Below are 13267 nucleotides of genomic sequence, written 5' to 3' on the forward strand. Positions count from 1 at the left end.
CGAAAGTGGACATTTCGACTTCGGCGTAGAATGGGGCGATGCGAATACTCAAGCACAGGGCGGTGGCTTTTGTGCTGGCGCATCCCCTGGACTTCGCCCTCCAGTGCCTGAAGGGTTTTAGGGCCAACCAGGGGCTGCTGCTGGCCGGCGCCGTGGCCTATTACTCGCTGCTGTCCATCGTCCCCCTGCTGATGCTGGTGGTGGTGGCGCTTTCCCACATCATTCCGCAGCAGGAACTGCTGCAGATTATCGGCCGCTACCTCGAATGGCTGATTCCCGGCCAGGCGCAGGCGGTGGTGGCCGAGGTCGGCCATTTCCTCGACCACCGCGAACTGGTGGGCTGGGCGCTGGTGCTGGCGATGCTGTTCTTCAGCTCCCTGGCCTTCTCGGTGCTGGAAAACGCCATGTGCTTCATCTTCCTGCATCGCGCCAAGGTGCGCCGCCGCCATTACCTGGTCTCGGCCGTCCTGCCTTATTGCTATATCCTGTTCCTGGGCATCGGCGCCCTGGTGATGACCCTCGTCGCCGGCAGCCTGCAAGTGATCGGCGAGGAAAGCGTGCACCTGTTCGGCTATGAATGGTCGCTGCATGGCTTGTCCGGCGTGCTGCTGTATATGCTGGGCCTGTCCGGCGAAGTGCTCATGCTGAGCTCCATCTACCTGGTGATGCCGGTTGGCCGCCTGTCCCTTTCGCATGCCCTGGTCGGCGGCGCCACCGCCACCGCGCTGTGGGAAATCGCGCGCCATGTGCTGGTCTGGTACTTCACCACCCTGTCGCAGGTGAACCTGGTGTACGGCTCGATGACCACCGCCATCGTCGTCATGTTCAGCCTGGAGATCGGCGCCACCCTGCTGCTGTTCGGCGCACAGGTCATTTCGGAGTTCGAACGGGTCGGCCGCGGAGAGCAGAACAAGGCGCCGCACCGCCTGCAGACCAAGACTGCCTGTTAGGCGGGCAGGGTAATCGTGAAGCGCGCCCCGCCCAGCGCGGAGCTGCCAGCCACCAGGGTGCCGCCGTGCAGTTGTACCGCTTTGCGCGCGATTGATAGCCCTAAACCAAAGCCGCCGGTATTGCGGTCGCGGCTGCGGTCCAGCCGGTAGAAGGGTTCGAAGATGCGTTCGCGCTCGGCGTGCGGGATGCCGGGACCATCATCCTCGACCACCACCTGCACCACGCTGCCGGTGCGCGCCGCGCCCAGGCGTACCGAACGTGCGCCGTATTTGAGCGCATTGCGCAGCAGGTTGCCGACGGCCCGTTCCAGCAAGCGCTGGTCGCCGCTGAACTGGCCGAGGGTGGTGCCCAGCTCCATTTCCAGCAGCATGCCTTCGGACGGCGGCAGGGTCTCGCGGCAATGGGCCAGGGCCGAGCCCAGATCGAACGAACGCCGCTCGAGGTGCGGATCGGCATCCAGGCGGGTCATGCCAAGCAGCTCGTTGACCAGTTCTTTCAGCTCACGCAGGTCGCCTTCCATGGCGTTGATGCGTTTGTCCAGCGCCGGGTTTTCCGCCGCATCGCGCAGCAGCTCCAGCGCAAATTCCAGCCGTGCGATCGGGGTGCGGATTTCGTGCCCCACCGAGTGCAGCAGGTTGCGCTGCGAATCGAGCAGGCGTTCGATGCGGTCGGCCATGTGGTTGATGCGCTCCGCCAGCGGGTAAATGCTGTCCTTGGGCTCCATATGCGCCCGCGCTCCCAGTTCGCCGCCGCCGAAGCGGTCCGCCACGTCGGACAGCTGCTGCAGCCCCTGCCAGTGGGCCCGTGACCATGCCGCAATCGGAATCAGCAGCACCAGGGCCACGATCAGGTAGCGCACCGCCTCCATCGACAGCGCAAAACCGATATCGATCGGCAGGTCCTGCGCCACCAGCGCCTCCTCGTTGCTGCCGATATAGCGCTCGCCCACCAGGTCTACGCGCCGGTAGAACGCCTTGCGCCTGATATCCAGCACCACGTCGCCGCGCTCGAAGCCTGCCGCGTCGATGCCGGACAGCTGGCGTCGCATGTCGCCCAGCGGCACCAGTTCGAAGCGCACGCCGGAAACCTCGCGCACCTTGTTCAGGCGGTCCAGCCACTGGTCGGCCGGCGCCTGGTCGATGTACTGCTCGAGGAGGAAGATCTGGGCCGCGGCCTGGCGCCGCGCAATCGAGTCGAGGGGGTCGCCAAACAGGCGGTTGATCGTGAAATAGACGATGAATGCCGCCGCACTGATGGACAGCATCACCAGTATGAAAAAACGGAAGAACAGGCGATTCATCAAGGCGCATTGTATAAGAAACAAGGGCCGGCGGCGAACCGGACGTACAAATTTCCGACAAAAAGCGTACAGCTCAGGGCGGTTTTCGGCGGCCTCTTTTTATATGATTACGCTACCGCTTGGGTGAATTCGCAACGAATTTGAGATAGGGAGCTGAGCGTTTTCGCGGCCTGGGAGGGTATTGCAATTACAATGTCCGCCATTCCCAACCGTACACCTTTGATATGCGACAGTATCTGTTCCTCGCCATTGCCGGCATCTGCAGCAGCGTCGCTGCGCAGACGCCGGCCACCAACCCGATGCCCGACGGCAGCCGGGATATGTATATTGGTATTGGCGCCCAGTCCGTTCCCCGTTACGACGGTTCGCGCGATCAGCGCACCCTGGCCATGCCGGTACTGCAGGTCCAGTGGAGCAACGGCGTTTTTGTATCCGGCACCGCCCTCGGTTGGCACCTGTCGCAGTCGCCATCGATGGAATTCGGCCCGATGCTGGCGCTGTCGCCGCGCCGCGACCAGGATGGCGTCTCCTTCAGCTTCAGCGGCGTGTCCGAGGGTTCCGGCGCACGCATGGCCCACACCAGCTTTCGCCCTGGCGAGTTCAATGAAAGCGAGGAAATCGACGCCAACCGGCTGCGCAATATGGATACGGTCAAGCGCCGCGTCCTGGCGGGCGGCTTCTTCAACTATTACCTGTCGCCCAAGCTGCGCCTGACCAATACCCTGACGTATGGCAGCGGCAGGGACCGCAATGGCGCGCGCCTGCATACCGCCTTGCAGTACATGATGGAAGACGTGGTTCCGCACCATACCTTCGTGCTGTCGGCCGGGGTATCCGTGGTCAACCGCGCCTACAACGAGACCTGGTTCGGCGTGACCGAGGAAGAAGCCGAGCGCTCCGGCGCGAAGGGCTCCTACCGTCCCGGCGCCGGCGTTCAGGACGTGCGTGCCGGCGTGCGCTGGAACTGGGCGTTGAGCCCAAGCTGGATGCTGACATCCGGCGCCACCGTCAACCGCCTGGTCGGCGACGCAAAGGACAGTCCGCTGGTCGAGCGGGCTACCAACTATTCCGTTTCAACTGCCCTGGCTTACCGATTCTGATGAAGACCCTGACCCTGCTCCGCACCACGCTGCCGGCTATATGCCTGGCGGTGGTGAGCTGTGCCGCCCAGGCGCAGGAGGAGTGGGTCAGCTATCGCGACGCCTACAAGCAGATGGTGGTGTTTGCCAAATACGGCAAACCGAAGAATTTCCTGCAGATCCATTATGAAGTCCGGCCGCGCGATCCGTCGGCCACGCTGGAAGGGCTGTACTTGACCTTGACCGGCAAGAATACCCAGCTTAACCTGCCGCTGGATGCGACCGGCCGCGCCGTGTTCCCGCTGCTGAAGGCGGCCTATGACGATAACGCCGTGCTGGCGCTGAACCGCCGCATGGCCGGCTACCGCTTTGCCCCGCGCGTGTCGATCATTGCGCGCAACGACGGCATCTACGAATCGGCCGACCTGCAGGCAGCATGCGAACAGGCGCTGGCCTACCAGCGCTACATCGATTCTTCCTACGGTTCCAGGAAGTGCGCCGGTGTGCGCTTTGTGTTCGGGAATCGCGCCGATGCGCTGGTGCAGGCGAAATATGGGCTGCGCGAAGCGCCACTGCCGGTGGTGGATGGACCCGCCTTCGACGGCGAAACGCTTGGCACGTACCGCACCGCCACGTACCGCTTCGCCGACTGGTCTGCGCAGGGCCAGGTCGTCAGCCAGAATACGCCGCTGGCGATCGCCCCGCTGTTTGAATAGACGGTCTTAATTCCAGGCCGAAGGCGAGAACAAATAGCCCTCGCCCCAGACGGTCTTGATCTTCTCGCCATCGGTATCGTCGAACTTGCGGCGCAGCTTCGAAATCGAATTATCGATCGAGCGGTCCAGCCCATCGAACTCGATGCCGCGCATGGTTTTCAGCAGCGCATCGCGCGACAGCACAGTGCCGGCCGATTCCGCCAATACCAGCAGCAGCTTGTACTCGGTATTCGACAGGGGGCAAGGCTGGCCACGCCAGGTGACTGAACGGTCGCTGGTGGCAATGCTCAACTGGCCGAAGCTCAGATGGTCCACCTCCGGCTTGCCCTGGCGGCGGCGCAGCAGCGCGCGCAGGCGTGCCAGCAGCACGCGCGGCTGGACCGGCTTGTTGATGAAATCATCGGCGCCCTGTTCCAGCAGCGACACCTCGTCGTAGGAGTCCTCGCGGGCGGTCATGATCAGGATCGGCACGTCGCTGACTTCGCGGATCTGCTGGCTGACCTTCATGCCATCCATGCCGGGCAACATCAGGTCCAGCACCACGACGTCGGGGCTGGACGCCTTGAAGCGCGACAGCGCCTCATCGCCGCGTGGCACCACGTCGACCTTGAACTCGTAGCCCGCCAGGTACTCCGTGACCAGTTCGGCCAGGCGCTCATCGTCTTCCACCAACATCACTTGAACCATGTCTTTCTCCTTGTGGCGGACATTTTATAAGAGCTACAAGCACATGGCATATATGCACTTGAAATCCGACAAACTGTTACAAACAGACGAAATTGCCGGACAAGCGCCTGTGCGCCCGCTGGATCTCCGATAATAGCTGCATTTTTATTATCGTTGAGGTCCTGCCTGGTGAAACTGACGCCAATGATCGCAGTGCTGTCCGCAGTGAGCTTGTTTGCTCCGGACGTAGCCGCCAAGGAGAGCCGGCACAAACAAGGGGAACCGATTTCTGCCAATTCCACCTTCGAACTGACTGAGTCGCAACGGGATGAACTAATCAGAAAAGCCAATACCGGTGACAATGAGGCAGCGGCCAGGCTGGGATTTTTTTATGATTTCACAACCAGGGATCGTGATGCCGCCTATTATTGGTTCAGGAAGGCGGCGTTAAATGGTCATGTACAGACCCAATATAACCTGGGTGTTCGCACGCTAGGCACGTCGAGGCCGGGCAAGTGCACCGAAGCGAAATATTGGTTCGCGATGGCAATCCAGAATGGCATGGCGAAGGCGCAAGAGAGCCTGGATCGTCTCGGCGATTGTTCAGCGCAGCCGCAACAATCGCCAAAACGGGAGCCGTAGCTCCCGCCGCCATCACAGTGCGCGGGCGATCAGCAGCTTCTGGATGTCGCTGGTGCCTTCGTAGATCTGGCACACGCGCACGTCGCGGTAGATGCGTTCCACCGGGAAGTCCGCGGTGTAGCCGTAGCCGCCGTGGATCTGGATTGCGTCGGAGCAGACGCGTTCCGCCATTTCGGAGGCGAACAGCTTGGCCATCGCTGCCTCTTTCAGGCATGGCTGGCCGGCGTCCTTCAGCGCGGCGGCGTGCCAGATCAGCTGGCGTGCGGCTTCCAGTTGCATCGCCATTTCCGACAGCTTGAACTGTACCGACTGGTGCTCGAAAATCGGCTTGCCGAACGATTCGCGTTCACGCGCGTATTTCAGCGCCGCTTCAAACGCGGAGCGCGCCATGCCAACCGATTGCGAGGCGATGCCGATACGGCCGCCTTCCAGGCCGGACAGGGCGATCTTGTAGCCCTGGCCCGCTTCGCCGATCATGTTGGCGGCCGGCACGCGGCAATTCTCGAACAGGATCTGTGCGGTGTCCGACGAGTGCTGGCCCATCTTGTGCTCGATGCCGGCCACGATGTAGCCCTGCGTATTGGTCGGCACCCAGAACGCGCTGATGCCCTTCTTGCCGGCGGCCTTGTCGGTCACCGCAAACACGATTGCCACGTCGGCATGTTTGCCGGAGGTGATGAACTGCTTGGTGCCGTTGATGATGAAGTCATCGCCGTCGCGGACGGCGCTGGTGCGCAGGGCGGCGGCATCGCTGCCGGTGTGCGGTTCGGTCAGGGCGAAGGCGCCCAGCATCTCGCCTTGCGCCAGGGGGCGCAGCCACTGCTGCTTTTGCTGTTCGTTGGCGTACATCATGCCGATGCTGCACACCGGGCAGTTGTTCACGGAGATCACGGTGGAGGTGCCGCCATCGCCGGCCGCGATTTCTTCCAGCACCAACGCCAGCGACACGTAATCGAGGCCTGCGCCGCCCAGTTCTTCCGGCACGGCGACGCCGAAGGCGCCCAGTGCCGCCAGCTCTTTCAGCTCTTCTTTCGGGAAGTGCTGCTCCTTGTCCCAGCGCGCTGCGTTGGGCGCCAGGCGCTCCTGCGAAAACGCGCGCAGCGCGTCGCGGATCATTTCGTGTTGTTCGTTGAGGATCATGTTCTAGTTTTACCAGCCAATGGTTGAACCGTCGTAGTCTCGGTAGACGGCTTGTTCGGACGCTGGCAGTTCGGCCAGCACCTTGCGCAGTCCGCGCACGCTTTCTTCCACCGACAGCGCGGCGCCGGCGCCGCCCATCTCGGTGCGCACCCAGCCCGGGTGCAGGGCCACGCAGGTGGCGCCTTGCGGGCCGAACTGGTGGGCGGTGTCGACCAGCACGGAGTTCAATGCCGCCTTGCTGGCGCGGTACAGCGAGCCGGAGGAACCCTGGCGTTCGCTGAGGGAACCCATGCGCGACGACATCACAGCCAGCTTGCCGCGCGCGGCGCATACCAGCGGCGCGATGATCGGCAGCAGCCGCATCGCGCCCAGCACGTTGATGTGCATGACGGCGTCAAAATCCGTCTGCATCGGGAAGCCGTCGGTGCGCGGGCCATACACGCCGGCATTCAGGATGGCGACATCCAGCTCTTCGCCATCGAGTTTCCAGCCCATGCCGGCCACGGCTTCCACGTTCGTTACATCCAGCTTATGGGCTTCGGCACCCATTTCGGCCAGCATGGCGACATCTTCCTTACTGCGCGCCGTGGCGATCACGCGCCAGCCATCGGCCAGGTACTGGCGAACCAGTTCCAGGCCGATGCCGCGCGAGGCGCCGATAACCAGTGCCAGCGCCATCCTGCTTATACCAGCTCGATGCCCATGGCGGTGGCTTCGCCGCCGCCGATGCACAGTGCCGCCACGCCCTTCTTGCCGCCCTTGGCTTTCAATGCGCCGATCAGGGTGGTGATAATGCGCGCGCCGGTGGCGCCGATCGGGTGGCCCAGGGCGCATGCGCCGCCGTGCACGTTCACCTTGCTGTGCGGAATGTCCAGGTCGTGCATCGCTGCCATCGGTACGGCGGCGAAGGCTTCGTTGATCTCGAACAGGTCAACGTCGCTGACTTTCCAGCCGGTCTTGGCCAGCAGCTTCTGGATCGCGCCTACCGGAGCGGTGGTGAACTGTTCCGGCACCAGGGAGTTGGTCGCGTGGCCGGTGATCTTGGCGATCACGTTGGCGCCCAGCTTCCTGGCGGTGGATTCGCGCATCATGACCAGGGCGGCGGCGCCGTCGTTGATCGAGGAGGACGATGCGGCGGTGATGGTGCCGTCTTTGGCGAAGGCTGGCTTCAGCGCCGGGATCTTGTCGATCTTGGCCTTCAGCGGGCCTTCATCCTTGTCGATCACCACGTCGCCGGCGCGGCCGGACACGGTCACTGGCGTGATTTCCCAGTTGAAGGCGCCGGAAGCCTGGGCCGCCTGTGCGCGCTTGACGGATTCGATGGCGAAATTGTCCTGCGCTTCGCGGGTGAACTTGTAGGCGGCCGAGCACTGTTCGGCGAAGGTGCCCATGGAGCGGCCCTGGCCGGTCTTGGCGTCGCGCGTGTAAGCGTCTTCCAGGCCGTCGTACATCATGTGGTCGAACATCATGCCGTGGCCGATGCGGTAGCCGCCGCGTGCCTTGGGAATCAGGTAAGGCGCGTTGGTCATGGATTCCATGCCGCCGGCCACGATCACTTCAGCCGAACCGGCGGCGATGGCGTCGTAGGCGAAGATCGCTGCCTGCATGGCGGAGCCGCACATCTTGGACAGGGTCACGGCGCCGGCGGAAACCGGCAGGCCGGCCTTGATGGAAGCCTGGCGTGCAGGAGCCTGGCCCTGGCCTGCCATCAGGCAGTTGCCGAAGTAGACGTGTTCGACGGCTTCCGGCTTGATGCCTGCGCGTTCGACGGCGGCCTTGATGGCCACGGCGCCCAGGTCATTGGCGCTGAGGCTGGCGAAGTCGCTCTGGAAGGCACCCATTGGGGTACGGGCTGCGCCGACGATTACGATAGGGTCATTCATTTTCAAAGGTCTCCAAAAGGGAAGGTGCTGCATGCTTCGCTGCCTCTGGCAGCGAATCGCGGTTGCGGAAACGGACGTGCTGGGGATACGGGAACACGTCCTCAATGACGCCACTGGCGATCAGCTCTTTTTTCTTTGCCCACCAGTGAGGCGAGAGCAGGTCGGCGTGGTGCTTCATAAAGTATTTTCGGATTTTCGCGTTCCCGAGCAGGAACTTGTCGAACTGCTCGGGAAACACGTCGTGCTTTCCGATCGGGTACCACGGCTCGGCGGACATTTCGTCCTCCTCGTTGCGCGGTGCCGGAATCACACGGAAGTTGCAGTCCGTGAGATATTCAATTTCATCGTAGTCGTAGAAAACGACACGCTTGTGACGGGTGACGCCGAAGTTCTTGTACAGCATGTCGCCCGGGAAGATATTGGCGGCCACCAGGTCCTTGATGGCGTTGCCGTATTCGATGATGCCGTGTTCCATCGCCGCATCATCGCCCACTTCATCGGCGTGCGACAGGAACATATTCAGCGGCACCATGCGGCGTTCGATGTACAGGTGCTTGATCACCAGCTGGTCGCCTTCTTCTTCGATCAGCGATGGCGCGAAGTGTTTCAGCTCCATCACCAGCTCTTCGCTGAAGCGGTTGCGCGGGAAGGCGACGTTGGAGTATTCCAGCGTGTCGGCCATGCGGCCGACACGGTCGTGGTGCTTCACCAGCAGGTACTTGCCCTTGATCTGCTCGCGCGTGGTTTCCTTCGGCGCCGGATAAAAATCCTTGATCACCTTGAACACATACGGGAAGGACGGCAGCGCGAACACCAGCATCACCAGGCCGCGGATGCCGGGCGCAATTTCGAACAGGTCGGACGAATGCTTCAGGTGTTGCAGGTAGTCGCGGTAGAAGGCATTCTTGCCCTGCTTCTGCAGGCCGAGGATGGTGTAGATCTCGCTGCGCGGCTTGAGCGGCAGCAGGTTGCGCAGGAACTGCACATAGGCCGACGGCACTTCCATGTCGACCAGGAAGTAGGCGCGCGTGAACGAGAACAGCAGCACGATATCCTGCTGCTCCGTCAGCACCGCGTCCAGCACCAGTTGCCTGTTCTTATTGTGAAGAATGGGCACCACGAAAGGCAACTCGCGGCTGCCGTTGATGGCGCGGCCCACGATGTAGGCGCCCTTGTTGCGGAAGAACAGGCTGGACAGGATCTGGATCTGCGCATGTCGGTTCCAGCTCGCCGAACAGGTCGGACAGCCGCTCTTCCACCAGCGCCACGTCGCGCGACAGGTTGGCGAACGGGGTGTTGAGCTGGAAGTTGGTGACGATGCGCTTGAGCGTGAAGGTCAGGCCATCCTGGCCCGGATAGTACACGCGGTAGGTCGGTGCAACTTCTTCCGTGTCGATGTACTCGGTCGACACCACCCGGGCGCACGAAAATGAACTCGTTGTGGAAGTAGGAGCGGTGCAGGATATTGCAGCACACCGAGTTGAAGAAGGTCTCCGCCAGCTCCGGCTGCTTGTGGCCGGACAGCATGCCGATGTAGTGCAGCTTGAGTTCGCGCCACACTTCATCGGTCAGCTCGGACGGATCGTACTCGTCCTCCAGCATCTGCACGCATTCCAGCACGCGCTTGTCGTAAAAGTCGATCCGTTCGCGCGCCGCGAGCTGGGCCACCGCCCAGTCGCCTAGCTCGAAATGCCGCTTGGCCGCCTGCGCCGCCTGCCGGAACAGGCGGTAGTGCTTGTCGAACCCCTCGCGGATGGTGCGCGCGATGTCGAACGCGATTTGCGACGACAGCAGCTTGGGGAAGGCGGCGTGGATCATGGCGGCCTTGCGGCGATGTCCGCTTACTTGGTTTCAGCGAACAGTTCGCGGCCAATCAGCATGCGGCGGATTTCGCTGGTGCCGGCGCCGATTTCATACAGCTTGGCGTCGCGCCACAGGCGGCCGACCGAATACTCGTTGATGTAGCCATTGCCGCCCAGGGCCTGGATCGCTTCGCCAGCCATCCAGGTGGCCTTCTCGGCCGAGTACAGGATGGCGCCGGCCGCGTCCTTGCGCAGTGCGCGCACTTGCTCGGGCGAGGTGGCGCGGTCGCAAGCCTGGCCCACGGCGTAGACGTAGGCGCGGCAAGCCATCATGGTGGAGTACATATCCGCCAGCTTGCCCTGCATCAGCTGGAATTCGCCGATCGGCTGGCCGAACTGCTTGCGGTCGTGGACGTAAGGGACCACGGCATCCATGCAGGCCGACATGATGCCCAGCGGTCCGCCGGACAGCACGGTACGTTCGAAGTCCAGGCCGGACATCAGCACGTTGACGCCCTTGCCCAGGCCGCCCAGCACGTTCTCGGCCGGCACTTCGCAGTCTTCGAATACCAGCTCGCCGGTATGGGAGCCGCGCATGCCCAGCTTGTCCAGCTTCTGCGCGACGGAGAAGCCCTTGAAGCCCTTCTCGATCAGGAAGGCGGTCATGCCCGCGCGGGCCGGCTTCGATGTCGTTCTTGGCGTACACCACCAGGGTGTCGGCGTCCGGGCCGTTGGTGATCCACATCTTGGTGCCGTTCAGCACCCAGCGGTCGCCCTTGAAGTCGGCGCGCAGCTTCATCGACACCACGTCGGAACCGGCGTTCGGCTCGGACATGGCCAGCGCACCGACGTGCTCGCCGGAGATCAGCTTCGGCAGGTATTTTTTCTTCTGTTCTTCGGTGCCGTTGCGCTTGATCTGGTTGACGCACAGGTTGGAGTGCGCGCCGTAGGACAGGCCGACCGAGGCGGAAGCGCGGGAAATTTCCTCCATCGCGACGATGTGGGCCAGGTAGCCCATATTGGCGCCGCCGTATTCTTCGGAGACAGTGATGCCCAGCAAGCCCAGTTCACCCATCTTGCGCCACAGGTCCATCGGGAACTGGTCGCTGCGGTCGATTTCGGCGGCGCGCGGGGCGATTTCGGCGGCGGCGAACTGCTGTACCGCTTCACGCAGGGCGGCGATGTCTTCGCCGTGATCAAAGGTCAGGCCTGGGAGATGGAGCATGTCTTCCTCTATTGGTGTTGGGTATTCAAACGCAAATGATACGCCTGAGTTACGTTAACGTAAACGTCAACCAAATGTGCGTCAACCAGCCGTGGCTTGCTTCTCGGCAAGTGCAGCCAGCAGGCGCCGGCACTCTTCCTCGTGGGTGGCGATCTCTTGCAGCGACATTTCAATGTCTTCGCGTTGTTGTTCCAGCGTCTCGCGGTGCTGCGACAGCACGCCCAGGAAGCGGTTCATCTGGGCTTCGGTGTCTTTTGGCGACTCGTACATGTCGACCAGGCTCTTGATCTCGCTCAGCGACAATCCGATGCGCTTACCGCGCAGGGTCAGCTTCAGGCGGGTGCGGTCGCGCGGCGTGTACACGCGGTTGCGTCCGCCGGCGCCTTCGCGCGACGGCGCCAGGAGGCCCTGGTCCTCATAGAAACGGATGGCGCGCGGGGTGATGTCGAACTCGCGCGCCAGTTCGGTAATGGTGTATGTCGGCATGGCTTACAATGGATCTTCCGTTTACGTAACGTCAATCTATTGTACGCCATGAATCCGCTTGAATCCCAGCTTGACTACCCATTTGGCGACAGCGTGCCGGCCAGCGGCGCGGTGCTCGAGGTCGCGCCCGGGGTGGCGTGGATGCGCTTGCCGTTGCCGTTCGCGCTTGACCACATCAACCTGTGGCTGCTGCGCGAAGCGGACGGCTGGAGCGCGGTCGATTGCGGCGTGGCGCTGGAGGCCAGCAAGCAGGCCTGGAACGACGTGCTCGCCGGACCGCTTGCCGGCCGGCCGTTGACGCGAGTAGTGGCCACTCACTGTCATCCGGATCACGTCGGGCTGGCCGATTGGCTGTGCCAGCGCTTCGGCATCGCGCTCTGGATGACGACCGGCGAGTACGCGTTCGCGCGCATGATGTCGGCCGGCCTGCCCGGCGTCGATGGCCCGTCGGCCGTGCCCCATTTCGAGCGGCATGGCCTGGCCGATCCCGGGATGCTGGAAAAGATGCGTTCGCGTAAGAGCTACTACCCTTCGCTGGTGCCCTCGGTGCCGGCGTCCTATGTCCGCCTGCAGGACGGCCAGGCAGTCCCGGCCGGCGACTGCAGCTGGCGCGTGATCACCGGGTTTGGCCACTCGCCCGAACATGCCGCGCTGTACTGCGCACAGCTCAATGTGCTGATCGCCGGCGACATGGTGTTGCCGCGCATCTCCACCAATATCTCGGTGTTTGCTGTCGAGCCGGAAGCCAATCCGCTGCAGCAATACCTGGATTCCCTGCAGCGTTTCGCCAGCCTGCCGGATGACGTGCTGGTGCTGCCTTCGCACGGCCGGCCATTCCGCGGCCTGCACACCCGGCTCAAGCAGCTGCGCGAGCACCACGAGGCGCGCCTGGCCGAAGTGCTGGACGCATGCACCGGCCAGCCACGTTCGGCGGCCGAGATAGTACCAATCATGTTCCGTCGTCCGCTGGACGCCCACCAGCTCAGCTTTGCGCTGGGTGAGGCGCTGGCCCACCTTCACAAGTTGTGGCGGGATGGTATCGTGCGCCGGGATACCGGGAATGACGGCATCATAAAATTCATCAAGGCGCAAAAAGTTACCGGCGGTCTTTAATACCAGCCGACCGGTCGACACCGAAGAGCGCCCCTAGGTTTGTGGTCGCAAATCAACTTTATTGACTAAAGTTGTAACCGATTGCTTGTCGTCCTGACAAGTAGATTCTGCTGATTTTTCCCGTTTCCGCCAAAAGAAATTCGGGCCAGCAGAGCAGGAAATCGGACAGTCTGTAGCGCTAATTGTTAATTGTTGTTATCTACAATTGTCACAATTGGTCTGATGGTTCTAGAGACTGACATTCATGTTGTGACATGAAATAGT

Annotated in this window: 11 protein-coding genes and 2 pseudogenes; 5 read left to right on the top strand and 8 right to left on the bottom strand. The window is 62.5% G+C overall.

The window, feature by feature from the left end; genetic code table 11:
• Window positions 1–38 precede the first annotated feature (38 nt).
• The gene (locus tag ACQ4MM_RS00625) at window positions 39–950 is read left to right on the top strand and encodes a YihY/virulence factor BrkB family protein (RefSeq protein WP_431475541.1); all 912 of its coding nucleotides are present in this window, start codon (window positions 39–41) and stop codon (window positions 948–950) included.
• On the opposite strand, the gene ACQ4MM_RS00630 is transcribed toward ACQ4MM_RS00625, so the two are convergent.
• Window positions 947–2251 carry an ATP-binding protein gene (locus ACQ4MM_RS00630; RefSeq protein ID WP_431475542.1) on the bottom strand — a complete coding sequence of 435 codons (1305 nt, stop codon included), beginning with the start codon at window positions 2249–2251 and terminating at the stop codon, window positions 947–949. The genes ACQ4MM_RS00625 and ACQ4MM_RS00630 overlap by 4 nt on opposite strands.
• A gap of 224 nt (window positions 2252–2475) precedes the next feature.
• Between ACQ4MM_RS00630 and ACQ4MM_RS00635 the strand changes: the two genes are divergently transcribed.
• Window positions 2476–3351 (top strand): MipA/OmpV family protein, encoded by an 876-nt coding sequence (locus ACQ4MM_RS00635; protein ID WP_431475543.1) that lies wholly within the window; start codon window positions 2476–2478, stop codon window positions 3349–3351.
• Complete coding sequence (locus ACQ4MM_RS00640) at window positions 3351–4046, top strand: hypothetical protein (protein WP_431475544.1); 696 nt, start codon at window positions 3351–3353, stop codon at window positions 4044–4046. The genes ACQ4MM_RS00635 and ACQ4MM_RS00640 overlap by 1 nt, the downstream gene beginning before the upstream one ends.
• Before the next feature lie 6 nt (window positions 4047–4052).
• On the opposite strand, the gene ACQ4MM_RS00645 is transcribed toward ACQ4MM_RS00640, so the two are convergent.
• The gene (locus ACQ4MM_RS00645; RefSeq protein ID WP_090435802.1) at window positions 4053–4733 is read right to left on the bottom strand and encodes a response regulator transcription factor; all 681 of its coding nucleotides are present in this window, start codon (window positions 4731–4733) and stop codon (window positions 4053–4055) included.
• Between the two features lie 168 nt (window positions 4734–4901).
• On the opposite strand from ACQ4MM_RS00645, the gene ACQ4MM_RS00650 reads away from it, so the two are divergent.
• Entirely contained in the window at window positions 4902–5354 is a 453-nt protein-coding gene (locus ACQ4MM_RS00650) for a tetratricopeptide repeat protein (protein WP_431475545.1), read from the top strand.
• 12 nt (window positions 5355–5366) lie between these two features.
• Here ACQ4MM_RS00650 and ACQ4MM_RS00655 read toward each other — a convergent pair whose 3' ends face one another.
• The 6 genes and pseudogenes from ACQ4MM_RS00655 to ACQ4MM_RS00680 all read right to left on the bottom strand — a co-directional run bounded on the left by ACQ4MM_RS00655 (window position 5367) and on the right by ACQ4MM_RS00680 (window position 11890).
• Window positions 5367–6494, bottom strand: coding sequence for an acyl-CoA dehydrogenase family protein (locus tag ACQ4MM_RS00655; protein WP_431475546.1), 1128 nt, complete (start codon window positions 6492–6494; stop codon window positions 5367–5369).
• Between the two features lie 9 nt (window positions 6495–6503).
• Entirely contained in the window at window positions 6504–7172 is a 669-nt protein-coding gene (locus ACQ4MM_RS00660; RefSeq protein ID WP_431475547.1) for an SDR family oxidoreductase, read from the bottom strand.
• 5 nt (window positions 7173–7177) lie between these two features.
• Entirely contained in the window at window positions 7178–8377 is a 1200-nt protein-coding gene (locus ACQ4MM_RS00665) for an acetyl-CoA C-acyltransferase (RefSeq protein WP_431475548.1), read from the bottom strand.
• Window positions 8370–10195, bottom strand: a pseudogene (aceK, locus tag ACQ4MM_RS00670) (bifunctional isocitrate dehydrogenase kinase/phosphatase). The gene ACQ4MM_RS00665 and the pseudogene aceK overlap by 8 nt, the downstream one beginning before the upstream one ends.
• Window positions 10196–10218: 23 nt before the next feature.
• Window positions 10219–11404, bottom strand: a pseudogene (locus ACQ4MM_RS00675) (isovaleryl-CoA dehydrogenase).
• A gap of 81 nt (window positions 11405–11485) precedes the next feature.
• Window positions 11486–11890 (bottom strand): MerR family transcriptional regulator, encoded by a 405-nt coding sequence (locus ACQ4MM_RS00680; protein ID WP_431475549.1) that lies wholly within the window; start codon window positions 11888–11890, stop codon window positions 11486–11488.
• A gap of 48 nt (window positions 11891–11938) precedes the next feature.
• On the opposite strand from ACQ4MM_RS00680, the gene ACQ4MM_RS00685 reads away from it, so the two are divergent.
• A complete protein-coding gene (locus tag ACQ4MM_RS00685; RefSeq protein WP_431475550.1) occupies window positions 11939–13003 on the top strand; it encodes an MBL fold metallo-hydrolase in 1065 nt (354 codons plus the stop codon).
• The last annotated feature ends 264 nt before the right edge of the window (window positions 13004–13267 follow it).

This window comes from Massilia eburnea (genome assembly GCF_050709955.1).
Lineage (GTDB): Bacteria > Pseudomonadota > Gammaproteobacteria > Burkholderiales > Burkholderiaceae_D > Rugamonas > Rugamonas eburnea_A.

Excerpts from the sequence above, each read along its gene's own strand:
- ACQ4MM_RS00665 (WP_431475548.1), bottom strand. The coding sequence starts at position 8,377 with ATGAATGACCCTATCGTAATCGTCGGCGCAGCCCGTACCCCAATGGGT.
- ACQ4MM_RS00680 (WP_431475549.1), bottom strand. The coding sequence starts at position 11,890 with ATGCCGACATACACCATTACCGAACTGGCGCGCGAGTTCGACATCACC.
- ACQ4MM_RS00660 (WP_431475547.1), bottom strand. The coding sequence starts at position 7,172 with ATGGCGCTGGCACTGGTTATCGGCGCCTCGCGCGGCATCGGCCTGGAA.
- ACQ4MM_RS00655 (WP_431475546.1), bottom strand. The coding sequence starts at position 6,494 with ATGATCCTCAACGAACAACACGAAATGATCCGCGACGCGCTGCGCGCG.
- ACQ4MM_RS00645 (WP_090435802.1), bottom strand. The coding sequence starts at position 4,733 with ATGGTTCAAGTGATGTTGGTGGAAGACGATGAGCGCCTGGCCGAACTG.
- ACQ4MM_RS00625 (WP_431475541.1), top strand. The coding sequence starts at position 39 with ATGCGAATACTCAAGCACAGGGCGGTGGCTTTTGTGCTGGCGCATCCC.
- ACQ4MM_RS00635 (WP_431475543.1), top strand. The coding sequence starts at position 2,476 with ATGCGACAGTATCTGTTCCTCGCCATTGCCGGCATCTGCAGCAGCGTC.
- ACQ4MM_RS00685 (WP_431475550.1), top strand. The coding sequence starts at position 11,939 with ATGAATCCGCTTGAATCCCAGCTTGACTACCCATTTGGCGACAGCGTG.
- ACQ4MM_RS00640 (WP_431475544.1), top strand. The coding sequence starts at position 3,351 with ATGAAGACCCTGACCCTGCTCCGCACCACGCTGCCGGCTATATGCCTG.
- ACQ4MM_RS00630 (WP_431475542.1), bottom strand. The coding sequence starts at position 2,251 with ATGAATCGCCTGTTCTTCCGTTTTTTCATACTGGTGATGCTGTCCATC.